This window comes from Natronobacillus azotifigens (assembly GCF_026805325.1).
Classification (GTDB): domain Bacteria; phylum Bacillota; class Bacilli; order Bacillales; family Amphibacillaceae; genus Natronobacillus; species Natronobacillus azotifigens.
The window spans coordinates 26,634-52,824 of sequence record NZ_JAPRAT010000013.1 but is presented as its reverse complement, the minus strand read 5'-3'; the positions used below and the strand labels follow the sequence as shown (position 1 = coordinate 52,824).

At 36.1% G+C, this 26,191-nt stretch carries 23 protein-coding genes; 2 read left to right on the top strand and 21 right to left on the bottom strand.

From position 1 onward, the window contains the following. Positions 1 to 32: 32 nt before the first annotated feature. The 5 genes from OWO01_RS08040 to OWO01_RS08020 form a co-directional block, all read right to left on the bottom strand. Complete coding sequence (locus tag OWO01_RS08040; RefSeq protein WP_268779929.1) at positions 33 to 1,208, bottom strand: sugar ABC transporter permease; 1,176 nt, start codon at positions 1,206 to 1,208, stop codon at positions 33 to 35. 11 nt (positions 1,209 to 1,219) lie between these two features. Beyond that, a complete protein-coding gene (locus OWO01_RS08035) occupies positions 1,220 to 2,740 on the bottom strand; it encodes a sugar ABC transporter ATP-binding protein (protein WP_268779928.1) in 1,521 nt (506 codons plus the stop codon). Positions 2,741 to 2,992: 252 nt separating this feature from the next. Then, positions 2,993 to 4,162 (bottom strand): sugar ABC transporter substrate-binding protein, encoded by a 1,170-nt coding sequence (locus tag OWO01_RS08030; RefSeq protein ID WP_268779927.1) that lies wholly within the window; start codon positions 4,160 to 4,162, stop codon positions 2,993 to 2,995. Between the two features lie 412 nt (positions 4,163 to 4,574). Further along, positions 4,575 to 5,267: a serine aminopeptidase domain-containing protein gene (locus tag OWO01_RS08025; protein WP_268779956.1), complete on the bottom strand. Its 693-nt coding sequence runs from the start codon at positions 5,265 to 5,267 to the stop codon at positions 4,575 to 4,577. A gap of 75 nt (positions 5,268 to 5,342) precedes the next feature. Continuing rightward, positions 5,343 to 5,630, bottom strand: a complete 288-nt coding sequence (locus tag OWO01_RS08020) for an alpha/beta hydrolase (RefSeq protein WP_268779926.1) — start codon at positions 5,628 to 5,630, stop codon at positions 5,343 to 5,345. Between the two features lie 220 nt (positions 5,631 to 5,850). Between OWO01_RS08020 and dhaL the strand changes: the two genes are divergently transcribed. Beyond that, the gene (dhaL, locus tag OWO01_RS08015; protein WP_268779925.1) at positions 5,851 to 6,438 is read left to right on the top strand and encodes a dihydroxyacetone kinase subunit DhaL; all 588 of its coding nucleotides are present in this window, start codon (positions 5,851 to 5,853) and stop codon (positions 6,436 to 6,438) included. Further along, the gene (gene dhaM / locus OWO01_RS08010; RefSeq protein WP_268779924.1) at positions 6,431 to 6,805 is read left to right on the top strand and encodes a dihydroxyacetone kinase phosphoryl donor subunit DhaM; all 375 of its coding nucleotides are present in this window, start codon (positions 6,431 to 6,433) and stop codon (positions 6,803 to 6,805) included. The genes dhaL and dhaM overlap by 8 nt, the downstream gene beginning before the upstream one ends. Positions 6,806 to 7,206: 401 nt before the next feature. On the opposite strand, the gene OWO01_RS08005 is transcribed toward dhaM, so the two are convergent. The 16 genes from OWO01_RS08005 to OWO01_RS07930 form a co-directional block, all read right to left on the bottom strand. After that, positions 7,207 to 7,743, bottom strand: coding sequence for a hypothetical protein (locus OWO01_RS08005; protein ID WP_268779923.1), 537 nt, complete (start codon positions 7,741 to 7,743; stop codon positions 7,207 to 7,209). Positions 7,744 to 8,024: 281 nt separating this feature from the next. Further along, positions 8,025 to 8,339, bottom strand: coding sequence for a YbjQ family protein (locus OWO01_RS08000; RefSeq protein WP_268779922.1), 315 nt, complete (start codon positions 8,337 to 8,339; stop codon positions 8,025 to 8,027). Positions 8,340 to 9,267: 928 nt separating this feature from the next. After that, positions 9,268 to 15,183, bottom strand: a complete 5,916-nt coding sequence (locus OWO01_RS07995; RefSeq protein WP_268779921.1) for an Ig-like domain-containing protein — start codon at positions 15,181 to 15,183, stop codon at positions 9,268 to 9,270. Next, positions 15,161 to 15,538 (bottom strand): hypothetical protein, encoded by a 378-nt coding sequence (locus OWO01_RS07990; protein ID WP_268779920.1) that lies wholly within the window; start codon positions 15,536 to 15,538, stop codon positions 15,161 to 15,163. The genes OWO01_RS07995 and OWO01_RS07990 overlap by 23 nt, the downstream gene beginning before the upstream one ends. A gap of 52 nt (positions 15,539 to 15,590) precedes the next feature. Beyond that, positions 15,591 to 17,531 (bottom strand): serine/threonine-protein kinase, encoded by a 1,941-nt coding sequence (locus tag OWO01_RS07985; RefSeq protein WP_268779919.1) that lies wholly within the window; start codon positions 17,529 to 17,531, stop codon positions 15,591 to 15,593. After that, positions 17,525 to 18,295 (bottom strand): PP2C family protein-serine/threonine phosphatase, encoded by a 771-nt coding sequence (locus OWO01_RS07980; RefSeq protein ID WP_268779918.1) that lies wholly within the window; start codon positions 18,293 to 18,295, stop codon positions 17,525 to 17,527. Before OWO01_RS07980 ends, OWO01_RS07985 begins: the two co-directional genes overlap by 7 nt. Before the next feature lie 25 nt (positions 18,296 to 18,320). After that, positions 18,321 to 19,187 (bottom strand): PP2C family protein-serine/threonine phosphatase, encoded by an 867-nt coding sequence (locus OWO01_RS07975; RefSeq protein ID WP_268779917.1) that lies wholly within the window; start codon positions 19,185 to 19,187, stop codon positions 18,321 to 18,323. A gap of 18 nt (positions 19,188 to 19,205) precedes the next feature. Beyond that, positions 19,206 to 20,741 carry a DUF6382 domain-containing protein gene (locus tag OWO01_RS07970; RefSeq protein ID WP_268779916.1) on the bottom strand — a complete coding sequence of 512 codons (1,536 nt, stop codon included), beginning with the start codon at positions 20,739 to 20,741 and terminating at the stop codon, positions 19,206 to 19,208. A gap of 37 nt (positions 20,742 to 20,778) precedes the next feature. Continuing rightward, on the bottom strand, positions 20,779 to 21,288 hold the full coding sequence (locus OWO01_RS07965) for an A24 family peptidase (RefSeq protein ID WP_268779915.1): 510 nt from the start codon (positions 21,286 to 21,288) through the stop codon (positions 20,779 to 20,781). Positions 21,289 to 21,299: 11 nt separating this feature from the next. Next, positions 21,300 to 21,893, bottom strand: a complete 594-nt coding sequence (locus OWO01_RS07960; protein WP_268779914.1) for a TadE/TadG family type IV pilus assembly protein — start codon at positions 21,891 to 21,893, stop codon at positions 21,300 to 21,302. A 303-nt stretch (positions 21,894 to 22,196) separates the two neighbouring features. Further along, positions 22,197 to 23,027: a hypothetical protein gene (locus tag OWO01_RS07955; protein ID WP_268779913.1), complete on the bottom strand. Its 831-nt coding sequence runs from the start codon at positions 23,025 to 23,027 to the stop codon at positions 22,197 to 22,199. 217 nt (positions 23,028 to 23,244) lie between these two features. Next, positions 23,245 to 23,838, bottom strand: coding sequence for a hypothetical protein (locus tag OWO01_RS07950; RefSeq protein ID WP_268779912.1), 594 nt, complete (start codon positions 23,836 to 23,838; stop codon positions 23,245 to 23,247). A 20-nt stretch (positions 23,839 to 23,858) separates the two neighbouring features. Continuing rightward, a complete protein-coding gene (locus OWO01_RS07945) occupies positions 23,859 to 24,074 on the bottom strand; it encodes a hypothetical protein (protein ID WP_268779911.1) in 216 nt (71 codons plus the stop codon). A 284-nt stretch (positions 24,075 to 24,358) separates the two neighbouring features. Further along, positions 24,359 to 24,952 (bottom strand): hypothetical protein, encoded by a 594-nt coding sequence (locus tag OWO01_RS07940; RefSeq protein WP_268779910.1) that lies wholly within the window; start codon positions 24,950 to 24,952, stop codon positions 24,359 to 24,361. A 19-nt stretch (positions 24,953 to 24,971) separates the two neighbouring features. Beyond that, positions 24,972 to 25,226, bottom strand: a complete 255-nt coding sequence (locus tag OWO01_RS07935) for a hypothetical protein (RefSeq protein ID WP_268779909.1) — start codon at positions 25,224 to 25,226, stop codon at positions 24,972 to 24,974. A gap of 367 nt (positions 25,227 to 25,593) precedes the next feature. Beyond that, complete coding sequence (locus tag OWO01_RS07930) at positions 25,594 to 26,184, bottom strand: hypothetical protein (RefSeq protein ID WP_268779908.1); 591 nt, start codon at positions 26,182 to 26,184, stop codon at positions 25,594 to 25,596. Positions 26,185 to 26,191: the final 7 nt, after the last annotated feature.

The following is a 26,191-nucleotide window of genomic DNA, read 5'->3' as shown; positions in this document are numbered from 1 at the left end:
AGAGGGAGGAATCCACCGACTCCTCGCCTCTACTATTTACCTTTTTTTCGTGTCAATACATCAAAGATTACCGCGCCTGCTAATACACCACCGCGAATCATATATTGATACGAGATACCTACACCTAATAAGTTCATTCCATTTGTTAGGGATGCCATAACAATCGCACCAATGATTGCACCAGTAACTTTACCAACACCACCAGCAGAAGACACACCACCAACATATGCTGCAGCAATCGCGTCTAGCTCAAACAACATACCTGCAGTTGTTGTTGCAGACTGTAAACGCGCGGTATAAAGAATACCAGATAAGGCAGCCAACATCGACATGGACGCCATGACTAAGTAGGTAACTTTTTTTACGTTAATACCACTTAAATGTGCTGCTTCGGGATTACTACCGACAGCGTAAATTTGACGACCAAGTACTGTTCTATTGGAGATGAAGTGATAAACAATCGTAACAAACAAGACAATCATCAATGTCCATGAAAAGCCATTATAGCCAGCAAGAACCCAGGTAATGTAACCAATAATAGTTGATACGAACGCCAACTTTAAAGCAAGTATCCCTATCGAAACTACTTCAAAATTATATTTCATTTTGTCATGTCGTGTTCTTAATTCACTATAAATATAGAATATTATACCGATTCCACCAACAATCAAGGTCAATAGATGACGATCTAAGATTTGACCTAGAGATGGGATAAACCCATTTCCTAATGCGTTAAAAGCAGCATTTTGCACAATAATCGTTCCGGTACCTTCTGTTACTTGCAAAAGAGCCCCTCGAAAAATCAACATCCCTGCTAGTGAAGCAACGAAAGCGGGAATACCCAACTGAGCAATCAAGAAGCCATTCATTAAACCAATCACAATCCCTAAAAGCAAAATGATCGGAATAACGATATAAACTGGTAAACCTTGCTGCATCAATAAGATTGCTGCAATTGCCCCTAAAAAACCGGCCACATAACCGACCGATAAGTCAATATGACGAATCACAATAACGAGCGTCATCCCAACTGCAAGGACAGCAATATAGCCTGCTGAATCTAGTAAGTTACTAATATTTCTTGAAGACATAAACACACCATTTGTCATCATGTTAAAGGTCACCATGATCACAAATAAAGCGATATACATCCCATAATCACGTATATTTTCTTTTATTAATGTACTTGCTTCATTCAAAATTTTCATCATTCTGCCTCCTATTGTGTTGCAAGTTCCATAATCTTTTCTTGGTCCGCCTCTTCACCGCTTAGTTCACCTTTGATTTCTCCTTCGGCCATAACGTAGACACGATCACTCATTCCTAGAACTTCACCTAATTCAGAAGAAATCATGATAATACTTAAGCCTTGATCAATCAATTCATTCATCACAGAATAGATTTCGAACTTTGCACCAACATCGATCCCCCGTGTTGGTTCGTCAAGGATTAATATATTTGGGCCTGCAAACAACCACTTTCCTAAAGATACTTTTTGTTGATTTCCACCACTTAACTTTCCTACCATTTGTTCAATCGAAGAAGCTTTAATGTGGAGCGATTTTTTGTAGTGTTCGGCAACTTTTATTTCCTCGTTATCATTAATGATCCCGCTATTGGCGATCCCTTTTAATTTAGCTGCAGAGACATTATTCGTAATATTTTGAAGTAAAAATAGACCATTACCTTTCCGATCTTCGGTCACATAAGCCATGCCTTCCTTAATCGCATCACTTGTGTGTTTAAAGTTTCTCTTTTGTTGATTAACGATTAAATCACCAGTTAATTTATATTGTTTCGGATTACCAAACATACTGAGGGCGAGTTCTGTTCTTCCAGCTCCCATCAATCCAGCAATACCGATTATTTCCCCTTTTCGTAAATGCAAATTGGCATCCTTCACCACATGACGACCAAGTTGGGAATCATATGCTGACCAATTGTGCAACTCTAATATGGTATCGCCGATTTTCTTATTTTCCCGCTCCGGGTAAATATTGTTCATTTCACGACCAACCATGTTTTTAATAATCGTTCGTTCATTAATTTCTCCTTTTTTCGCATCAAGGGTACAAATCGTTTCCCCATCACGCAAGACCGTCGCTTTGTCCGCAATTGCGACAACTTCTTTTAACTTGTGAGAAATCATGATACACGTAATTCCTTGTTTCTTTAGTTCCTTTATTAACTCCAATAGATTTTCACTATCGTCTTCATTTAAAGCAGCTGTGGGCTCATCTAAAATCAACAATTTCACATCTTTACTTAATGCCTTTGCAATTTCAATTAATTGTTGTTTCCCTACACCTAAATCTTTAATTAAAACCTCAGGATTTACTTTTAGATTTACCTTCTTTAACATTTCTTTCGCTTTGACGATGGTTTGATTCCAATTAATCACACCATTCTGTTTAACCTCATTGCCCAAATAGATATTTTCATAAACCGGTAAATCTGGGAAGAGTGCAAGTTCTTGGTAAATGATTGCAATCCCAACATCAACACTATCATTAATCTTATTAAATTGTTGCACCTTACCTTGATACACAATGTCGCCATCATATTCCCCATATGGGTATACCCCGCTAAGTACTTTCATCAAGGTTGATTTACCCGCTCCATTTTCTCCAACGAGAAAGTGAATCTCACCTTCTTCAACCTTAAAATTAACATTGCTTAATGCCTTTACACCGGGAAATGTTTTCGTGATATTATGCATTTCTAATATTGTTTTCGCCATAATCACTCCACCTTCATTGCACACTAGAAATGGACGAAATAGTGATACAGTGAATCAGTGGGGGTTTCAAATAATTCCCCACTGATTGATAGTCCAAAAGGATGGCTTAAAACTCTTGAACCATTCAGATACTAGCGTCCGTTACCCCAACTTAAACAACTTTAATTTTCTAGTTATTTTGAAGTGGTAGTCATACGGACGGTTGCTTCGGAACAAAGATCACTATTTCGTAGCCACTTCCGTTTTTTTTGTTTATTCTAAACCAGTAAAATCACTTGCATCATAATAGCCAGAATCAATTAATTCTTCCTGAACACTTTCTTGATCCACTACGATAACCTCTGATTGCATTGCTGCTACATCAACAGAACCATTATCATAAGATCCAGTTGTTTCTGGTGTATTACCATCAAGAATGGAAACGGCCATTCCCATTGCATCTTCAACTAAAAGACGTACATCTTTGAATACCGTCATGGATTGTTTACCATCAATAATGTATTGGATCGATGCCATCTCTGCATCTTGACCAGTAATGACATAGCTTGTGATCTCATTATCGCCACCAAAGATATCAGCGATTGAACGTGCTGTACCATCGTTTGGTGCTAGAATCGAAACATCACCCTTTAAATCTTCAGATGCTGATGTAAGGTGTGTTTGCGCTCTATTGATCGCTTCATTTGGATCCCAGTTTGTTGTAACTTGACCTAAAATACGTCCTAATTCATCGCGAGATAATTCATTTTTATCCGATAATTCTTCGGCAGCACTTGAGTTCGCAATCACAAATGTACCATCTTCAATTTTTGGTTGTAATACAGACCACGCACCTTCAAAGAATAAGAACGCATTGTTATCTGAAGAAGCACCGGCATATAGATATAATGGAACTCCAGTACCTTCTGCATGGTCAATTAAGTATTGCCCTTGCGCTTCTCCTACTGCAAAGCTATCAAATGTTACATAATAATCTACCGCATCTGTATTTGTAATTAAGCGATCATAAGAGATTACTGTAATACCTTCATCACTTGCTGCTCTAGCAGCGGCACCAGCAGCATCGCCATCATGCGGGCTTATAATTAATACGTCAATACCACGGTTAATAAGTGTTTGAACGTTTTGTAGTTCGTTAGCGGATGAACCTTGGCTGAATAAAATTTCCGTTGTATAATCCGAATCAGCAAGTGCATCTCTAAATCGTTGCTCATCTTGAACCCAACGTGGCTCGTCACGTGTAGGAAGAACAATCCCTACGTTAATCTCTCCTGAACCATTACCGCCTTCATCTGTCGTTTCCCCTGTATTATTGTTATCGTTTCCGTCACTAGATGTTGGATCCTCTGTACAACCTACAAGTAGAAAACCTACAAATGCTCCAATTAATAATACCCATAAAAATTTACTTCTTTTTAACATGGTATAACCCCTCTCGAAACTTGTTTTGTCTTACAACTTGAGTATATTTGAATACGCTTACACAAGAAAGCGCATTCACGGGTGAATTTTTAACATGAAGGGTAAAAAATTAACGTGAGGAAAAAGTTGCGATTATTCTTAGTATTTGAACTGTTACTTAGATGGAGAAATGTTACAGGGCATGTTTAGGATTTCGAGGATAAATAAGGAGGATGTCTAGAGAAGAACTTGGTTGAAGGAAAAGTTAGCATCATGTTAAACTTCTATCAGTTGATTGGTGCTTTAGGGTATTTAGGGTGTATTTCACTGATTTATTCACACCAATCGCTGATTAAGCCTTTGAAGGATTCAAAATGTTAGCTCCCTCTACCATTCGACATAATTCGGGCGGTGACAGGCACCGCTTAATCTGCTAGTAAACCGTTTTGATCCAGTTATAGATATCATTAATGACCTCATCGCGATTTTTCTCAAAGGTCAGTTCGTGTCTAGCGTCTTCATAGAAAATCACATCGATTGTTTTAACGCCAACTTGTTCATAGTCACGAATCGCTTTCTTTACTCCGTTAGTAAAGTTGCCTACAGGATCTTCAGCGCCACTAATAAAAAGCATGGGGGTATTTGTATTTACTTTCTTTAATTCTGACGGTTTATGCAACGTGTCAATACCAGATAATAGATCAACAAAAAACTGGCTTGTAGAAATAAAACCACTAAATGGGTCTTCATTGTATAGGGAAACTTCTGCTTTATCGCGACTAAGCCAGCTTCCAGACTGAAAATGTTTCTGATATTGTCCAAAGCTCAACTTATTCATCAACTTACTTTTATGTGTTGGACTGAAGATAATCGTTTCAAGTTTTGCAAGCATCATGCCAGCTTTACCAACCAATCCTCGATGATAACCTGTTCCAGATAAAATCACCGCTTGCTTATCATCAGAGTATTTTTGCATGTACCGACGAACAAGAAAAGACCCCATACTATGTCCCATCATAATATGAGGAACATAAGGGTGATCCTGCTGGAGAAGATTATGAATCAACCGCAAGTCATCAACCGCGGTTTCAAAACCTGCTTTTTCCGCATAAAGTGAAACTTCAATCAGTGGGGGTTTTTAGATATCCCCCCACTGATTGTTAGTTGAACCATTCGGGGTGGTAGCGTCCGTTACTCCCACTTAAACAACTTGTGATTCTCCTTGTTTTGAAGTGGGAGTCTTACGGACGGTTGCTCCGGGATAAAACCCCATCACACCCATTTTTTCACCGGTTTTACCATGTCCCCGATGATCATTAGCAACAACCCTTATCCCTTTTGACTGTAAAAATGTGAAAAAATCATGATATCGGCCCGCATGTTCTCCCATTCCATGAGCAAATTGTAAGACTGCTTTTGGATTTTTTACATCATAATAGTAGAGATAAATCAGTGTACCGTCTGCTGATGTGATCCATTCGTTTAACATCGTAAACCACTCCTTCAGCTTAAATTTTGAATTAATGATTGTTTCCATTTGATCACTTATTTGTATTTTAGCTTAATTGTTTATCATTTGAATAGTAAAATACGTTGTATTTCTGACAGCTCTAAAAGAATATCCGTTTAAATTGAAGCGCTTTTATCTTATTATAGAGATAGGTTCTTTTGCCTCGGCTCTTGAGGGAAAACTATGAGGAGGAATATGAATGAAATTAACAGGTAAACAAACACGCGCTTGGTTGCTTAATTTCAGCGCAAAAATCCAGGAAAAGAAGCAAGATTTAAATGACTTAGATCAAGCGATTGGTGACGGGGATCATGGATCGAATATGGCCCGAGGTGTTCATGCAGTTGAAGAAGCGATAAAAAATGAGAATCATACACCTGCCAGTGAGATCTTGAAAAAAGCTGCAATGGCAATGGTTAGTAAAGTTGGTGGAGCATCAGGACCATTGTACGGTACCGCATTCTTAGAAATGGCAAAGGTGATCGATACAGAAGAGTTACCTACCGTTCTTGCGGCAGGACTTGATGGCGTCAAAAAACGCAGCAAGGCAGATGCGGATGAGAAAACGATGGCCGATATGTGGGCCCCTGTAGTGAAGGCATTACAGGAGAAAAAATTAACCAAAGATGTCATTAATGAATCGGTTGAAGCAACGAAAGAATTAAAAGCAACGAAAGGGCGAGCGTCTTATTTAAATGAAGGTTCAATTGGACATCTAGATCCTGGTTCCGTTTCAAGTAGTTATCTTTTCTTCGCGCTTTTAGAGGAGGTTGATGTGAATGAGTAAGCCATTTGGAGTTCTGTTAGCATCACATGTGGAAGAACTCGCCTTTGGGGTCTACAAACTATTAAAAGAAAGTGCCACGAATACACCGCTGACATATGCTGGTGGTACAGATGAAGGTAATATTGGTTCAAGTTTTGATAAAATCATGCAAGCTGTCGAAGAAAACGAAGCAGATCACATTTATGCCTTTTATGATTTAGGAAGTGCTAAAATGACCTTAGAAATGGTTAGTGAGATGTGTGACAAGTCCATTGAAATTGTTGATTGCGCCTTTATTGAAGGAGCATTTACTGCTAGTGTGCTCATTAATGGTGGCAATGAAAAAGAGGCAATTGATAAACAACTAACACCACTCAAAATTAAATAAGAAATGTTGAGCACGGGGAAACTTCAATCAATAGGGATTTTTAGGTGTTGCACCACTGATTATTCGTTGAAGTCTTCGAAGTACTAGCGTCCGTTTCTCCCCAGTAAACAACTTTGATTTTCTTGTTGTTTTGAAGCGGAAGTCATACGAACGGTTATTACAGGATAAAAGGAAGTACAAATGTTGACACGTCAACAACTGTACTTCCTTTTCAATCCACCAAAAATTCGCGCTCATTTCGACATAATTCGGGTGGTGCCAGGCACCGATGTTCATCGGCTTTATCGTAACAATTGTTATGACACTATTTGCTCAAATTGAACGTTATCTTTTACGATGGCGGTAAGAATTAAGGAAGCAGGGAATAATTCTCCTGCTTCTGCATTTAATTTTTCTTCATACTACATCAATTCATAGAATGACTCTTTTCCAATATGTTGTACATACTCCTTTACTAACTCGCTTAAGTCATCAGAGCAATCTAAGTCAATCCAATCATCAACGCTCCCTAAATAGCAAAATCTTTCAACCACAAAAGTCCGTGCTTCTTCGTCAATTAGAATAAACCGCATTTTCGCCTCATAATACTTATGTTTCAATGAAAGTGGGATAAGTGATTCTTCCTCGGTACTTTCATTTGCATAAATAGATACAATGTTCTTTTTTATATCTAGTTTAAAATCACTAACCTCACTATATTTTTTCATACCATCACTTATTATGCTAATCTCTGCCGGATTTAACATTGCTTTCGTTTTTTTCCTCGCATATACTTTGCCGTTGGGTTCTTCATAGACTTCGTATCCTTTGGGGAACTTGTCTTCACTGGTTGATTCATCTATTTTCTTTGCAAAATGGTATCTTGGATTGCCTTTTTTTGTTTGTGTAGAATGTAAATAATACGTATCTCCGCGAAAGTTTTTATAGCTGAATACCATTATAACTGATCTTCCCTTCTTGAAATGTTTAAGTTCTATTGAAGTGGTTCATTTTTAAGTTAACATACACAATAACTTTTTTCTAATATCACCTACATGTTTTCACTCGATTTAATAGTAATACAATTGCTACAAAACGAAACATGAAAGTATAAGTATAGTATTTGATATCGCCTCTAATTGCCTAGGTCACAGGAATAACCCAACTTACCCAACACAAAAAACCCTACAATGTAGGGCTTCCCCCGATTCGACATAATTCGGGCGGTGACAGGCACCGGTTATTCTACTGTTACTGCGGTGCCGTATGCGATGATTTCTGATGCTGCTCCCATTACGGTAGATGATTCTAATCGCATCGCAATGATGGCATTTGCTCCCAGACTTTCCGCTTCTGCCGTCATTCGTTCTAGTGCTTTTTTTCTAGCATCGTCTAGCATTTCCGTGTAAGCTTTAATTTCTCCTCCGACGATTGTCTTAAATGACGAGGTAATATCTCTACCAATATGTTTGGACTGAACGGTACTACCCCTAACCAAACCCTTGAATTCTTTAATTTCTTTACCTGGAACAAAATCTGTCGTTACAATAATCATTCTCTCTTCTCCTCTTTTCTTCGTCTTATATAAACATATATATTATATGACTATATTCCAGAATACACCATATCTTATGTTTAAAAGAGAAGCACTATGTTTTAAAAAGTATCTTAAAAATGAAAAAAAGCATGTCAGTTTAATCGCTCGACGTACTTTTTCTATTTCTTAAACAAGCAAAAATTTAATAAATACTTTTAGCTAACTGTGAAATCAATGACTAAGGACTAAACCTACCGCGTCTTTCTAATCCTTGAACAGTGCATTGCTCAAACAGGTTGGTTTCTAGCATCTTCTTTTCGATATAAGATAGGTAAATGAATATGGTAAATTCGACAAAACGCTTGTCCTTTAACAATAATTTAGATGAAACCTGTATCCTGCTGAAACTCAACTATCTATACTGGATTTACCTGATAGAGAGAAAGTGCTTTGAGGGGGGCATTTACTTCTTTGGAGAGGATCACAAAATATCCACCTGCATACTCTCTCAAGGCATCTTCTTTCGTATTTGAACACCTTCTTTATCTCGACGTACTTTTAATAATTCTTTCTGCAGTAGTCTTCTTTTACGTGTTTTCACTAATATCAAGCTTCTGGGGAAACAATTAATCATTGATGGTCGTCTCATCTTTTGCTTTTTTCTCAGGATTATGATGCAATTTCGTATGTTTCTTTGACATAAGTAGATCACTTTTGATCGGCTCTTTTGTTCATATTCCCACTAAATGATTCGACAAATACTATAGGTGTGGAACTGTCTTTAACGGATTGTGAAAATCTGCAAGTTATTTGTCCGTTTTCTTTTTATCATTCGAAAATGGATGAACGTAAGCAAGTATTAGTTCGTGTCAAAAGAAGAATCTCCTCCGATTTCTATAAGCGGAGGAGATTCTTTATGGGATGAAACTATTCATTCTTACGTAAGTTATTCCTCTTCTCTCGGTGCATCAACGGGTTTTTTTCTTGACTTGATAAAAACATATCCGCCACCAACTAGGAGGAAAACAGTTCCGCCCATTAATGAATAGAGTAATGGTGTGTTTTCTGATACTCTGACAAATATGCTCTTCTCTGTAATTTCAAAGTTTAATGTCTGAACTGTTTCATTTCCAGCCATATCAGCGGCAAGAACTTCAACCTCATATGGTGAAATGTCTGTAAACTCTATCATAACTTCTTGACCAAATTCCGTTTCCATAATTTCACCGACAAAATCTTCACCATTAACACTTACAAATTTAATCATGTCCTGATAGTCTTCAAGACTAATCGATAAATTCACCGACTCCGTGAAGCGTTGATTGTCCTCAATACCATCAAAAATAATGTGTGGTGGTTTTGTATCAATAATAAATTCGATTGTTAGTTGCTTTAAATTCCCTGCTTGATCAATTGCTTCAAAATAAAGGACATATTTCCCATCCTCGCTTATTTCATCACCGATGTTGTATGGTTCTCCATTCAGTGTTAATTCAATGATTTCATATCCAGTCATATCTTCTATTATAAATTCAGGGATCAATGCATGATTAAAGTATTGATCATTAATAGCTTCTACAAACTGAATGCGAGGTGCCGTTTTATCCACCGTAAAAATGATTGTCCGCTCGGAAACATTATTAGCTAAGTCTCGAATATGTGCCTTTAATTGATAATGTCCTTCCTCACTAATGGTAGTGCCGTTTGTAAATGGTTGGTTATTTAATGTAACGAATGAATTCTCTTCATCCAAATGAATATCATCATAAGTAACTATTGGTGATATTCGATTATTAAAGAAACCATCAACCACCCCAGAAATCGTTAATTCTGGACGGGTTGTATCAATTGTGAATCCTATATTTAAGGTTGTTGTATTTCCAGCGCGGTCTGAAGCAATAACCTCATAGTTATATACTCCTTCACTCGTGGCAGCTGGAATTCTTCCCGCAATATTTGGTCCGCCATTTAAAGACACATAATCAATCGTGTCATCCTCAGGTAAATCTAATTCAAATATCGGTGTGAAGATTTTATTTATATATACTCCATCTTCTATCACTGTCTGTTGATCCATTTTCGGTGTGATAACAGGCGGTGTCTTATCAATGACAAAAGAGATATTCTCTTCTGCTCGATTTCCAGAAAGATCGATGGATTGAACCGTTATCGTATAATTACCTTCTTCAGAAAAAAGGTAATTCAATCGCGCAATCGAATTTTGATACTGCCTATTTTCCACTTGGAATGTGCCTACATTGTAAGGTTGGCCGTCTTTGGTTACGGAAATAGTATTTTTATCGAAGTTCACATCTTCAATTGTAACATTCACATTAACATTCGTATTATTGTAGCTATCCTCTTCTACACCTGTAATTGCTATTGATGGAGCAGTCTGATCAATAGTAAATGTCTTGTTTACAGGTATAGCTTGGTTGTTCGCTTTATCTTTTGCATCCATTTTAATCGTGTATGTTCCATCAGTATCGAACGTATAATTCAAACGAGATTGGCGACTTCTATTTCTCCAACTTCCATTCGTATCTCCTTCAACTGTTGCGGTGTATTCAGAACCATTTTTGGTCACATGGAAACCTACATGATTCGTATCAAAATTGACCTCGTCTACACCAAATGTCACACGTCTTGGTGAAGAGTAATAGGATCCATCTTCAACTCCTGACGCTGTTAAGACAGGGGGGGTTTTGTCAATCGTAAACGTCTGATTAATCGGCAGGGCTTGATTGCCTGCTCGATCGGTCGCGCTAAATAATAATCGGAAAGTTCCCTCAAGATCTGTGTTAAAGCGTTTATTTAAAATCGCATCATTACCTTGACGAACAAATTTTTCATTAAAATTTAGCGCCTTAAACCGACCATTTGGCCCTAACCGGCGTTGAATAATTAAAGATGTCCGGTTTAAATCAATATTTTGATCTGTTTGTTTTACAACGACACGACGTGTTGAATTGTAATGGGAACCATCTTCAAAGCCACTAAAACTAAGCACAGGAGCAATGTAGTCAACAGTAAAGTTCGACACTCTTTCTGTTGCTGTGTTACCAGCGCGATCCGTTGCGTTAGTAACTACTCTATAATCACCATCTTCATTAAATAGTAATGATAGTTTACTCACTTTACCATTGTTTTTCCATTCTCTTATCGACGGATGGTTATAACGGACAAAAGACCCGTTAGTATTTTTTCTAAAAACATCAATGGAAACATTATTTGTATTATAATTGAGTTCTTTTACCTCAATTTCTTGAATAACATCAGAATTATTGTATGCTGGCACTCTACTGTGAGAAATTACTGGTTTTGTGTTATCAACCGTAAAACTCACCGACTTTTCTACCTCATGACCAACAATATCCTGAACATGTACACGCACCTGATAGTTTGCATCATCCTGAAAAATTGACTGATTAAATTCGTACGTATAACGATTGCCATCTTTCACAAATTGTCCAACTGTATCCCCACTAAGCGTAGTAACCTCTCCTGAAGTTTCCTTTCGAACGGTTACAGCTAAACGATCAATATGACGTTCTACAACTTCAATGGGAATCAATTGATTAATTGTAGCTGCAACAATGTCTGAATAGGTAATATAAGATTCTATCAAAGGGTCACTATTAATCACTGGAGGTGTCTTATCAATAGTAAAACTTTTCGTCCGCTCAGATTTGTTTCCTGATGCATCAGTCACCTCAATAGCAATATGATAGACTCCTTCTTCTTTAAATGTATAATCAAGCATTGCAGTTGATCCTTGATAATTTGAATGGCTAACCTCCAGCTCTGGTAATACGTAAGCCTTGTTATCCTTTTCTACTTTCACATCGTAAGAGGTAATATGTTGATCCTCCATAACTAAAGACATCGTTCTGTTTGAATTGTAATGTTTCCCATCTTCTAAGTTATTAATAATAATAACAGGATTCGTCTGATCAATCTCAAAAAAGAAAGAAATTGGACTTATTTTATTTCCCGCTTTATCTTCTGCCGTTAACGCAATTTCATAATAACCATCTTCTTCAAAAAGATGTGTAAGTGTCGCTACTTCACTATCATTTAATGTATAGTTTTCTAGTGTCTCTGTTATATCTTCACCATTATGCTTCACATTAAGCTGGACATTATTTTCTTTATAATACTGTTCTATTACTTCGATAATCAGTGTTTGTGGCTTATCATAGTAATTGCTTGGTTCTATTCCACTGTACGTTACTACTGGTGCCGTTTTATCAATTACAAACTTAAGGGATTTTACAGTTTTATAACCTGCTAGATCCGTTGCTTCAATGAAAACCTCATAATCCCCTTCCTCCGTGAAATCATATGCGATACGGTCTTCCTGCAAACCATTATTTGGACGATTGGAAGTCAATACTCCTATATCATATGGTTGATCATCCTTTAAGACAGTTAACGTCGTTTCATCAAGAAAGAAATCTTCAACTACTAATTCAAATGGACGATCTTGATTATAATGTTGATTATCTGACACACCGTCTACACTGATCAACGGAGCATTCTGATCAATTACTATCTCCATCCGTTGTTCACTATCATTTCCCGCTTTATCTATCGCTTCAATTATCAGTTGATATCGACCCTCAGTTGGAAAATCAACCGTTTTAACAACCATTGATTGGTCCATTTTAAAATGTACTGGCTCATCTCGTTCAATCGAATTTCCTAGTCCGTCTTTTCCTTCCAGTGTAATCGTTACTTCTGCTTCATCATAATTTGCTTCTTCAACAGTAACGGTTGCTTGTTGTGAATCTTGGTAGTACATACCATCTTCTATACCTTCTATCGTAATGACAGGGGCTGTATCATCAACCACAAGCTCCTTTATTACCTCTTCAGCTTCTCGGCCTACTTGATCTATTGCATTAATCGTGAAAGTATACTTGCCTTCATGAAAAACAAAGTTCTCCTCAAACTCAAATTCGCCTTCATCATTAAAAGAACCAAATGTTAAAACATCAATTTCTTCACTCACTTCATCCTCAGAAGATGAATAACGAATCGCTAAATCAGCCGCCTCTAAAAACTCATCTTCCACAAAGAATTCCACATAGTTATTTAGTGTTACTTCATTTATCCATTCACTTTGAACAGGATGGGTAATAAACTTCTTAACATGAATAATTGGGTCCTTAGAATCGATCATAAATTCATGACTCTCTTCATGAGAACGTGATAACTTATCTTCCGCATAAAAAAACATTCGATATTTACCATCTGATAATGATTTCTCTAAATGATAGCCTTTTTCTTTTTCAACGAAATCCGTTTGGTCTATGACAAGATCCCATAATGCTTCGTCTTGATCAAATCTTTCCAGTTTAAATACGGTTTTTTCATGATTGAGGGTTAACCCAAACACATCTAGCGAAACGGTTATAGGTTCGAGATAAGTAGAGACAAGAGCTTCCCCATTATCATCTACAAACTCTACATGCAATCCTTCACGATCAATGACAAATGTCTGCTCATGAGAAGATTGTTGATTTGCTTTATCGATTGCTTCAACTTTTAACTCATAGACGCCATCTTCTTCTAACTCAAATTGTTCAAGACGCTTGGTAGCTGTATCTTCGACAATTGTGCTTGTTATCGTTTTTTCGCCTTTCATGAGTACAATAGAATGATTTTCTAGGTAAGCATCAGTGATTTCCACTTCGATACTTATCGGCTCCTTATAAATTGATTTAAGTTCTTGACTGTATTGATCTGAGATCCGAAGTTTTGGTGCTTCTAAATCTATCACTCTATCTAGTACTTGATGTACAGTCGACCGTAAGCTATAACGATCGGTCACTTCTACATCGATTTGATAATGACCAGTTTTGTTAAAATCAATGATAACTTCTTGGCTTTTTTCATCCATCTGCTTAACTTCTAACTCCGGTTCATACGGCTCCTCATTGAAAAGAACCTTAACTTCTAGTTCTTCGATCGCAATACCACTATGCACTTCAAACGTTAAAGTCTCTCCACTCAAATAGTGCTGATCACTTAGTTCATCACCATCAAGATGCATTTGTTCAATACTTACCTGTTGTTGATTAATATGAAAAACGAATGATTCAGTGACAATATGTCCTACAGGATCTTCTGTGATAACTTCTATTTCATAACTACCATCTTCTGAAAAATGGAGTTTTGTTCGGTGAATAGCTTCTGCAATGGATTCAAACACCACCTCTTCTTGTATCTCATTCACAAAAACAGTTGTGTTTTCCTCCGAGAAATTAACTTCTTCAATATCAATCATTAGGGTTAATTCGTCATCTGCTAACTCATAAATAACAGTATTATTCTCAATACCAGTAAATGATATTTCGGGTTGAACGGTATCTTTAATGACTTCAAACCGAACGATCTCTTCTGTCGTCGGAATTTCAAACTGGTTCTCTTCATGAATGAACAGCTCACCATTTAAGATCCCATCAGTTTCTAGTTTGGGTAGATGGATAATATATTCACCGATAAAATAATCATCCTTAAATAGAGGTTCTATTATTATTTCATTTTCGCTCAACGGTTCCTCATTGAAAGTGAAACTTAAAACAAATAATTCTTCTATATCCATATCAACGGTAATTTCATTTTTAGTATCAATATATGATTCTACATTAATAATAAACTCAAGCTCACTTTCCGTGGTATACCATGATTCTTGACTTACATAGCCATCAACTGTCCTCCACTCTTCTCCTTGAAAACGGATGGATATATCCAAGTGTTGCGAAGTGAATACATTAACCCCCAGTACCAAGCCAATAGCTAGTATACCTATTGCAACTGACCAACGAAAGTAATTAGATAGATTCATTTGTTTCATATAACTCGGCCTCTTCTCCAATAAATTTAATTGTTGTTTTATGCACGATATTTTTCGTCAAAATAAAACCATCGACCAACAGTGCTGTTTCATCGACCTGTTCCTGAAGTAGAGTTGTTGAATCTTGAAGTAAAACAGTATCATCACTTGCTGCAATTTCCTTACTGACTAACTCATCTGTAGTTGTATCTTCAAAAACCTTTTTGACCTCAATTTTCCCGGAAGTTTCAATTCGATTTGGTGATTTTGTTTGTTTTGTAATAGGAGAGCTGTATCTTTTGCCAATCAAATCTAAAATTGTCGCTTTAATATTGAATTTAACAAAGGTAATGATTGCGATAAGTAAATTGATCAACGCAATGGCTAACCCACCATAAAACATGAATTGATAGATAGTAAACCCTCCTTTATAACAACGATAATTGTTTCATGCGATTACGTAGTTTTTGATAATTATCTGCTTGATCTGCCTTATCTATAATAGTTACATCTTCATAGATTTGAAGTACCCGTTGGAAGTTTCGATATTCTGGATCTTTTTCTAGTTCTAGGTCGATATATAAATTAGCAAGCTGCGTATATGCATCTACATAATCAGCATCTGTTTGAATGATTTCTTCATAATATTGAATGGCTTGAGGATACTCTTCTTTCAGACGATAGATATTTGCGATCGTTAAGCGTATATCAGAATGATCCTGATCTTGCATGTACATTAACTCCGAATAATAATGTATCGACTGATCTAAAGCCGCATGTGATGCTTCTGTTTGCTCTGAAAGCAGACCATAACTATAATGCGCTCGAGCTAGACGTCTGATGATTCCCACTTCATAGACTACGTTTAAACTTGCATCATCCATTATTGATAACGTTTTTTTAGCTTTTTCTAAAATCCGAATCGCGTGATTCGCACCTTCGGGGATTTGTGACCGATAGGACATAAAAACATTGGCTAATACATAATAATTTTCAACTTTTTTCGTGTTATTACCGATACTATCGTTATAAGCTTCAAAAGCTAACAATTCTTCGAAAAACTCCTCATAATTGATATTTAAGCTTCCCATCGTGAGAGCTAAGGTCTGATAATAGGTAACATCTTCGATTACCTCGGGATCAACTTCTCGAAAATACCTCAACGCCACATTATAATCTCGCAAATGATCAAAATACGTCATTCCCACTTTATACAAGACTTCATCATTACGATGAACATTTCCATAGCGATTATTTATATAAGACTCCATACGTCCAAGACCTATTTCTGTTTCATCACGATTAATATATATATTTATCAAGTCTACGTATGCATCTGATCTGCTTGCATCAAAGTCAATCGCGTCCTCTAAAATATCAATGGCACGCGAGTCATCACCTTCAATCAACGCTTGTCTTGATTCATTCATGATTGCCATATAATTTTGAAAGTTTTCCCGTTGCATTCCTTGATATCCAGATACACTTACAAAAGAAAACACAAAAAACATCATAAGAGGAACCACAAATACAGCCAATTTCTTAATTAATGAAAGACGATATCCTTTTGTCAATTTATCAATGTTCATTAAGTCAAACAATAGTTCCTCAGCAGTCTGATAACGATCACTAGGTTCTTGTTCGGTACATTTTTCAATAATGTGTTCCAAACCTTCTGGTAAACTTGGATCCCACGTTCGAATTGGTCTTAATTCAAATGGTGGTTCATTAATAAACTTACCCGTCACAAGATGATAAAGCGTAATTCCGAGACTGTAGATATCTGTTCGAGCATCAGTTTGTAAATTTGCTTCTTGTTCTGGTGCTGCATAGCCTTTTGTACCTAAATTAACCGTATCCGATGCATTTTCTATTTTATATTCCCGTGCGATTCCAAAATCAATTAATCGTATACTACCATCTGGTGTTAACATGACATTATCTGGTTTCATATCACGATAAATTATAGGATTAGGCTGTTGACCATGTAAGTAATTCAATACTTGTGCGATTTGAATCGCCCAATCAATGACACGTTCAGATGAAATCTTCTTTTCTTCACTTAGAATTTCTTTTAATGACTGGCCTTCTATATAGTCCATCACCACATAAATATCGCCTTTTGAATCAATGATGTCATAAATACGTGGTAATGCAGGATGTTCAAGTTTCTTTAACATATTCGCTTCTATTTTCAAGCTTTGAATCAACATTTGATCATTACTGCTTGACCGTTTACGAATATCCTTAATGACCAATGATTTGTTCAGTCGTGTGTTCATGGCAAGATAAACAATACTCATCCCGCCTCGACCTATTTCTTTTAGAATTTCATATCGTCCATCAATCACTGTACCGGGTTTTAGCATGAGATCGCCCCTTGGTCATTTACATCAACATAGATAAACGTAATATCATCCGTTTCTCCTCTTTGTCTTAACTCGTCCGTTATTTTTGCTGCAGACTCATGATCGTAAATAGATTGTTTGAGTAAAGGTAGATCATCTTGATTTAATTTATTTGAAAAGCCATCAGAACAGATTAAGAAACTCTCCGTTCCATTCAATTCCCCTGAGCGCACAGCAATTTCAATCGTTTCAACAGCACCAACACACTGCAGGAGCACATGACGTTTAGGGTGATTTTCGGCCTGGTCGATTGTTAGCCGACCACGGTCAATCTCACGTTGTACAAATGTTTGATCTTCGGTCAATTGATTGTATGTAGGGGTAATTTGATAAGCACGACTATCACCAATTTGTGCAATAAGATAGGTTTCATCACAAATAAACATAGCAGTAAGTGTTGTACCTAACTGTATATGACGCTTTTGTCCATACGTTACTGTTAGATGATTAATTTTTTCTATTTCTGCCAACAATGCATTTTTCAACAGATTCAGTTGGCTTCCTTTTTCTATCCAATCGTTGACATATTGATCAAACCATTGTGATAAATAATGAATCGTTGTCGAACTTGCTAGTTCCCCGCTGGAAAGGCCTCCCATTCCATCACAAACAACATAAAAAGCAATGGAATACCCTTCTCTTGTTCCTTCTTTAATTAGAAAACTATCTTGATTCACAACTTTATTATTTCCTTTTGAAGTGTAGTAGCTTGAATGATAAGACATTGTCTAACCTCCACAATACTGGTGTTTAATTAAATATGGATCGTTTCTTGCGTTTTCTTCCATCCGCCCCAGGTTTAATCAGGAGCACGGTAATGTTATCTCTCGTGCCAGCACTTTTCGCCTTATTTACCAAATATTCAGCTTGGCTATTAAGATCATTATCTGTGAGATCAGCTAAGATCTGGTCATCCGTAAAGTTTTCATAGAACCCATCCGTGCAAAGAACAAAAATGTCATCCATGCTAAATCGGCCTTCTTCCATGTGTGGCATCACCTTATCAGTGATCCCTATACAATCTACCAGCAAATTACTTTTCGGATGTAATCTTGCTTTATCTCTTCTTAATTCCCCTCTTTTCACTTTTTCCCTAACCCAGGTATGATCTTCCGTTAATTGTTTTAAGAGATACGGTGAGACCAATGTGTCTGTTTCATCCTTCGCTTCAAATAGTGGCATTGTGTCTTGTGCGGAATTTACCATGAAACGGGTGCGTTGATAAATCCTGCTATCTCCAACATGAATAAGTAAAAATCGTTCTTTAAACAATACCAATACGGATAAAGTTGTACCAATTTGCTGCTTCAATCTAACTCCTGTTCTATATAGCTTTGTATTGATTGACTGAACCCATTTTTTTAATGCTTCCTCTAGATAAATGAAGGGATGTTCCACAGCAAAAAAATATTGCTGTGTTGCTTCAATTTTTTCGTTCAGTTGTTGAATTACCCATTGACTTGCATAATCACCTCTTGCATGCCCCCCCATACCATCAGCAACGATAGCTAGATATAACTGCAATCCCGTCTTGTCTGTAAATGCTCTTAAAAAGGCATGGTCTTCATTTACCATTTTTACATTTCCTCTATCAGTTGCTATTCCATATTGAAACAAGCGACATCAACTCCTGTATCACTTCTGTTTAAAAATAAAATCAACTTTTCCGATCGTTATCTTATCTTCGGGTTGCAATGAGTATGTTTTATAAGCAACAAGTTTTTCACCGTTTAGTTTCGTACCATTCTTAGAGCCTAAGTCTTTCACTTCAAACTGATCATTTATTTCAATATGTCTTCTTGATACACCCACAGAGTCTTCCAAATACTCTACAGCATTATTGTCTCTCCCGATGACAAAAGGGAATGTATTCAATTCGATTGTTTCCGTTTTATTCATTGCTATTTTCTCGAACCAATATTTTGGTTCGTTATCATCTTCATTAAGCAACGCTGTTTGATTTTCTTCCTGGATATCGCTGTTTTCATGCCCTAAGATTGTTGTTTGATTACTGAGATCTTCATAGTACTGTTTTGTGCTGACTTGTCCTGCTTGAGCATAGTTAAGTGGTGCAACATCTTCATTAGAGGATCGAATTCCTTCTTCAATCGTTGTATTTTTTGGAGTTGTTTCTATGGTTTGTGCGTTAATTTTCGCTTGGTCATTGGTTGGTTTTACCTTACCTAAATAGTAAACAAGCGCAACGGTTAGAAACACCACACCAGCTGCAATAAAATTGACGCCCTCCACAGCTAAATTTAAATACATCCATAATGCAAACATCACACCTATTGCACCAATACAACCTAAGATAACTGGTGTGGGCTTTTTGATTTCTTCCTCTTGAACCGGTGGTTGTGTTTGACTAGCTTGCGGTTTTGCGCGGTTTTGCACTTGTTTTTTTCTTTGAGTTTGTTGTCGTTGTTGAGCTTGATTTGTATTTTTTAACGGTGGTGCTTGTTGTTGAATTACTGGTTCATTATTATTTCGTTGTTGCTGATTTGTGCTCACTTGCTCTTGGTATGGTGGAGTGTTTGGTTCTACTTCCCGCACTTGTTCTGTATGCATCTTATGTGATTGAGGTTGATTATTGCCCAATTGAGCAATTAGGTTTTCTATCTTTTTTTTCATTTGTTCAAGGCTAACGTTTTCTTGTTGAAGCATTGTCGTTAATTGTTGGACACCGTTTCCCGTTAATTCTGACACATGTGATACCAACTCGAAGATTAATTCTTTTAACTCTTTATGAAGGGGATCTTTTTCGATGTCAGCAATCGGTAAATAAACGAGTCCAATCTGACGGTAATGATCGTCTGCAAAAATAAATGAACTATTTAGCACAAATCGATCTGCATCCAACATATACTCATCACTCATCGCAAGCGTTGTGATAATTTTGTTTAAGAGCTGATAGAATTCTTTCATCGTTAATTTATTATGCTGTAAATGATCATGTAACAAGCGTTTAGAACCTGTTTTATAAAACAATCGGACTTTCATATTGAATTCCTCTGTATGTAATGGTGCTAATTGATCAATCTGATTTTCCTTAATCATGTTTACTTGAATATGATCGATTTGGTTACTTTTTATTCCTTCTTCTCGATAAATAACTAAACTATGACCATCTTGTTCTACAAAGTCATATTTCACGTTATACAATGTTGACATTTGTATTCCTGCCTTTCTATAATGTGTTTCTATTATTCTACTGATGATATAAATAAACGACATAAATCGCTGCAGGCAATACAGCATACATAAAAGGAAAACGTACCATTGTTTGCTTATCAGTATTTATGTCTTTTGATTTTCTTAATAGAATCGAAAAGAACCAATGCTTAAATGTATCAATCACTTGCTTTAATAATCGTGAATTAAATAATAAAATAAAGACACCTATAATACCTGCAAAAATCACTGCATAAAATAAAATATAAAGTGACATTTCTATACCCGTGATTGCGCCAATTGCCGCGAACAACTTCACATCTCCTGCTCCCACGCCCTTAAATGCATACAACAGCAACATAATTAAGAAGACGACAAGCATTCCTAACAGTGCTGATCCAAACCCACTCAAACCATCTGTAATAATAAATAAAATGAAACCTATGCTTACGCCCAATACATTCAGTTTATTTGGGATTTGCTTATACTTCACGTCAAAATAAAATGCAAAAAATAAAAATAAAATAAGAACAATATTAATTATCATCAGCCAACCTCCTAGCTACCTATCCACGCTCGTTCCACGACTCGCTTCCTCATCTCATATTTTTTTTCCAAAAACGGGATAGGAATATTCATTTCATAAGATGCTATAATTTCTACATATTCTTCCTCTGAATTAACTAAAGGCATTCTACCCGATATCACAGTTAGATCATCAGGATTAATAAAAGGTATTTGTTGATCTTCTAGGGATTTTCTTACTAACGTGGTAAGAATTGCAGTATTAATGGTGTTGGTTACGCCATCCGTTACCTCACCTATTAAATCAACACCAAGCACCTCCTCTATATATGCATTTTGTTCTTCTACAAATTCCTTTGAATCATTTATGCTTTCTCGATATTCTTCTGGAATATCATCATATTTAGATTGCGCGTAATTCGTTATGCCTTCTGCAGTTACTTTGACTGGATATATTTGTGTGGCGATTTCTTTTGTAGCATCAGAAAGTGCCTTATTTATCGTAATATCCACAATCGCAAATTGGATCATATACAATAAAAAAACAACAAAGAGGACAAACATCGGCATAACAATAGAAGCCTCAAGCGTGATACTTCCAGTTTCTCTCTTAAATAGTTGTCTCAACAAGATCCCTCCATTTCTCCTCATCAACTTTTTTAAATGTCTACTCACAAGGTACAGTATAACGATCCTGATGCCGTTACTTCGGCACCCAGGTACATATTTCTTAACCACTGCATATGTACATTTATTTCTGGAAGACTCTATTAAATCACCTAAACTAAGTGATTCTCAATTGTTCTTTCGTTGTTTTATGCTGATGCCATTTCTGCTCATCCAATTATTTTTTCATGTATGCTAGAATTCTAGCGGTTATTTCTTTCTTCTACTCGATGTTAACTTAACTCAGCATTCTAAGGTCATATCTTATTCATAGTCGAAATCAATTTCCCAGTACACAACGTTGGAGTTAGATTTAAACTCTTCATTTTTAGATATATACTGCATTCCTTCACCATTCTCATGATATCGATATTCAACAGTTGTTCGAATGGAATCTCCTGATTCAATTATGGTGTCAAGATCTTCACTTCCACCAGTATAATTTCCTTCTCTACTGGACATTCCGTTATTATAATAGAGTGTGGACCTCAGCATAGCTTGAACATCCCATTCCTTTTCAGACAGGTTTTCTAATGCAACCTCAATTAAAATATAGCTAGGTTCTTCCCCTTCCGCGACAGGCTCCCCTTCTTTATTTACAAATTCACAACCGTGATGCTGAATTGTAAAATGTGCACCCACACCGTTATCGATTATTGTACCTTTTTCTCCAAATTGTAAATATGATTCATGCCCTGGTTCTAATTCCGAATCATTTGTTGATTCACCATTTTCTTCGTTTTCTGTTGTTTCATTTGTCTCTGTTGATCCATTATCTTCAGTCGGTGATGCTCCATCGTCATCATTACAACCAATCAACGCAAATATAAGAATTAGACTTAATAAGAATTTTTTCATTTTAATCTTCCTTTTCTTTTTTAATAGGATTGTATAGCCTTTTTTACTAAACTGATATCTTTTATTATTTATATTCTGGTCAAACATATCCGCAATGTTTGGAATAAAGATTAACGCTTCTGATGCCTTTACTTCTGCATCAATATACGTCATTTGATCGACTAGATTAAGATTTTGTTCCTTGTAATCAATCATTGCTGCAATTCGATATAACCGGTTATCGTCTTGTGGGTTCATAAACTCGTGGAAGCTGTAATGCTTATCAATCTCGACATATGTATTGTGTTTTTCTTAAGTCTCTGTTGAGTCATCTAAACTAAGTGATGCTCAATTTTTCTTTCGTTGTTTCATGCTGATGACATTTCTGTTCATACATTTTTTCATATATAGTAAAATTCTAGCGGTCATTTCTTCTACTAGATGTTAACTTAACTCAGCATTATAGGGTCATATCTTATTCATAATCGAAATCAATTTCCCAATAGACAACATTACTAAAACTTCTTTGATCTTCATTTTTAGAAATATATTCCATACCACCCGCGTTAGAGCGATATGGAAATTCAACAATTGTAGTGATCGACTCTCCAGGAGCAAGGGTTACTTCGAGGTCTTCACTTTTTCCTGTACGATTACCATCCCTAGGCATCATGCCATTTTCATAGTGAAGTCTGGACATCAATAAACTCTTCACCTCCCATTCTTTATCTGACAAGTTTTCCACTTCAACATTGATTAAAATATAACTTGGTTCATCTTCTTCCAAAATCGGTTCCCCTTCTTCATTTACAAATTCATAACCATGATGCTGAATTGTAAAATGTGCACCCACACCGTTATCGATTATTGTACCTTTTTCTCCAAATTGTAAATGCGATTCATGGCCTGGCTCTAATTCTGATTCATTTGTTGATTCGCCATTTTCTTCGTTTTCGGTTGTTTCGTTTGTCTCTGTTGATCCATTATCTTCAGTCGGTGATGCTCCATCGTCATCATTACAACCAATCAACGCAAATATAAGAATTAAACTTAATAAGAATTTTTTCATTTTAATCTCCCTTTTCTCTTTTAATAAGATTGTATAGCCTTTTTATTAAACTGATATTTTTTATTATTTATATTCTGATCAAACATATCCGCTATGTTTGGAATAAAGATTAACGCTTCTGATGCCTTTACTTCTGCATCAATATACGTCATTTGATCGACTAAATTTAGTGATTTTCCCTTAAAATCAATCATGGATGCAATTCGATATAGGCGGTTATCATCTTGTGGGTTCATAAACAGGAAGATTCATAGATTTTCTGCTCTAATAAAATTTCTTTATTATTAGAATTTCAACAGGTGTATTGCATTTGCAACAGTTGTTCTGCCATTTCTGCTCATCGTGAAGGCATATTTATTAATAAAAATATACCTTCACGATGAACAGAGTTGTAACTCCTACTCCGTTCATCTTACGATCTATTCCTGATAAAATTGAGCGCATTTCTTTTATTACATACATTTGATGCATGTCAATTTATCTTTTTTTGCAAGTTATCAAACCAATCATTCTCACTGTTCTATTCATAATCGAAATCAATTTCCCAGTAGACAACGTTGCTGACGCTTTGAAACTCTAAATTTTTCACAATATAATCCATACCATCAAAATCAGCATGATACCGATATTCAACAATCGTGTTAATTGATTCACCTGGTGCTAAATTATAATCAAGGTCTTCACTTTCACCTGTACGGTTAGAACGATTTACTGATAAACCATTTTTATAGTACAATTTCGAAATCAATATACTTCTTACATCCCAATCGACATCTGATAGATTTACTAATTCTACATCTATCAAAATATGTGTCGGTTCTTTCCCACTTGAAACCGGATTACCATCATCATCGACAAACTCATATCCATGGTGTTGAATTGTATAATGTGAACCAGATTGACTATTTTTAATAGTTCCTTTCTCACCAAATTGTAAATATGATTCATGCCCTGGATCTAATTCTGATTCATTTGTTGATTCGCCATTTTCTTCGTTTTCTGTTGTTTCATTTGTCTCTGCTGATCCATTATCTTCAGTCGGTGATGCTCCATCGTCATCATTACAACCAATCAACGCAAATATAAGAATTAGACTTAATAAGAATTTTTTCATTTTAATCTCCCTTTCTCTTTTAATAGGATTGTATAGCCTTTTTACTAAACTGATACCTTTTACTATTAATATTCTGGTCAAACATATCCGCTATGTTTGGAATAAAGATTAACGCTTCTGATGCCTTTGCTTCTGCATCAATATCCGTCATTTGATCGACTAAATTTAGTGATTCTTCCTTTAAATCAATCATTGCAGCAATTCGATATAAACAGTTATCGTCTTGTGGGTTCATAAACTCGAGGAAGTTGGAATGCTTAATCAATCTCAACATATGTATTGTGTTTTTCTGAAGTCTCTATTGAGTCATCTAAACTAAGTGATGCTCAATTTTTCTTTCATTGTTTCATGCTGATGACATTTCTGCTCATCGTGAAGATATATTGGTATATAAAATATACCTTCACGATGAACAGAGTTATTACTCTGTTCATCAACTTATTCACTTGGAAATAATAGGATTTGAGTTATTAAGATTTTCAAATGCAGAATAGCCTATATAGAACATCCAGCCAACACATGTCCGTTCTAGTCTGCTTGTACTTACGAGGTTGACGATTGTATAAGAACCCCATCTAAACTTTTAAAAATCACTTTCAAACCTCACACTCTTCCCTATAACATGTAGTGTGAACCTATTCCTACTCAAGATCTAAATTCCAGAAAATAACGTTACTAATATTTGTGTGATCTTCATTTTTTGCAATATAACTTGTGCCACCAAAGTCTGCGTAGTATTTATATTCAAGGGTCGTCGTAATTGATTGACCTGGAGATAGCTTGACTTCAAAATCTTCACTTCTACCAGTATGATTCGTTTCTCTTGCTGTAGTCCCATTATTATAGTATAGTCTCGAAATCAAATAACTCTGTACTTCCCATTCTTTATCAGATAAGTTTTCAAACTCAACTTCGATTAAAATATAACTTGGCTCTTCCTCACCTTCCACAGGATCTCCATTATCATTAACAAACTCATAGCTATGATGTTGAATTGTATAATGTGCACCCGTAGCATCACTATAAATAACGCCTTTTTCACCAAATTTTAAATGCGATTCATGCCCTGGTTCTAATTCCAAATCATTTGATGATTCTCTAGCTTCTTCGTTTTCAGTTGTTTGGTTCGATCCGTTTGATTCATCATTTCCATTAGATGACGCCCCCCCATCGTTATTACTACAACCAATCACTGTGAATAATAAAATCATACTTAACAGTATTTTTTTCATTTAAATC

What these genes read in the sequence shown, in the direction of transcription:
- OWO01_RS08040 (WP_268779929.1), bottom strand. Translation starts at nt 1,208, where the DNA reads ATGAAAATTTTGAATGAAGCAAGTACATTAATAAAAGAAAATATACGT.
- OWO01_RS08035 (WP_268779928.1), bottom strand. Translation starts at nt 2,740, where the DNA reads ATGGCGAAAACAATATTAGAAATGCATAATATCACGAAAACATTTCCC.
- OWO01_RS08030 (WP_268779927.1), bottom strand. Translation starts at nt 4,162, where the DNA reads ATGTTAAAAAGAAGTAAATTTTTATGGGTATTATTAATTGGAGCATTT.
- OWO01_RS08020 (WP_268779926.1), bottom strand. Translation starts at nt 5,630, where the DNA reads ATGTTAAACGAATGGATCACATCAGCAGACGGTACACTGATTTATCTC.
- dhaL (WP_268779925.1), top strand. Translation starts at nt 5,851, where the DNA reads ATGAAATTAACAGGTAAACAAACACGCGCTTGGTTGCTTAATTTCAGC.
- dhaM (WP_268779924.1), top strand. Translation starts at nt 6,431, where the DNA reads ATGAGTAAGCCATTTGGAGTTCTGTTAGCATCACATGTGGAAGAACTC.
- OWO01_RS08005 (WP_268779923.1), bottom strand. Translation starts at nt 7,743, where the DNA reads ATGGTATTCAGCTATAAAAACTTTCGCGGAGATACGTATTATTTACAT.
- OWO01_RS08000 (WP_268779922.1), bottom strand. Translation starts at nt 8,339, where the DNA reads ATGATTATTGTAACGACAGATTTTGTTCCAGGTAAAGAAATTAAAGAA.
- OWO01_RS07995 (WP_268779921.1), bottom strand. Translation starts at nt 15,183, where the DNA reads ATGAAACAAATGAATCTATCTAATTACTTTCGTTGGTCAGTTGCAATA.
- OWO01_RS07985 (WP_268779919.1), bottom strand. Translation starts at nt 17,531, where the DNA reads ATGCTAAAACCCGGTACAGTGATTGATGGACGATATGAAATTCTAAAA.
- OWO01_RS07980 (WP_268779918.1), bottom strand. Translation starts at nt 18,295, where the DNA reads ATGTCTTATCATTCAAGCTACTACACTTCAAAAGGAAATAATAAAGTT.
- OWO01_RS07970 (WP_268779916.1), bottom strand. Translation starts at nt 20,741, where the DNA reads ATGTCAACATTGTATAACGTGAAATATGACTTTGTAGAACAAGATGGT.
- OWO01_RS07965 (WP_268779915.1), bottom strand. Translation starts at nt 21,288, where the DNA reads ATGATAATTAATATTGTTCTTATTTTATTTTTATTTTTTGCATTTTAT.
- OWO01_RS07955 (WP_268779913.1), bottom strand. Translation starts at nt 23,027, where the DNA reads ATGAACCCACAAGACGATAACCGGTTATATCGAATTGCAGCAATGATT.
- OWO01_RS07950 (WP_268779912.1), bottom strand. Translation starts at nt 23,838, where the DNA reads ATGAAAAAATTCTTATTAAGTTTAATTCTTATATTTGCGTTGATTGGT.
- OWO01_RS07945 (WP_268779911.1), bottom strand. Translation starts at nt 24,074, where the DNA reads ATGAACCCACAAGATGATAACCGCCTATATCGAATTGCATCCATGATT.
- OWO01_RS07940 (WP_268779910.1), bottom strand. Translation starts at nt 24,952, where the DNA reads ATGAAAAAATTCTTATTAAGTCTAATTCTTATATTTGCGTTGATTGGT.
- OWO01_RS07935 (WP_268779909.1), bottom strand. Translation starts at nt 25,226, where the DNA reads ATGTTGAGATTGATTAAGCATTCCAACTTCCTCGAGTTTATGAACCCA.
- OWO01_RS07930 (WP_268779908.1), bottom strand. Translation starts at nt 26,184, where the DNA reads ATGAAAAAAATACTGTTAAGTATGATTTTATTATTCACAGTGATTGGT.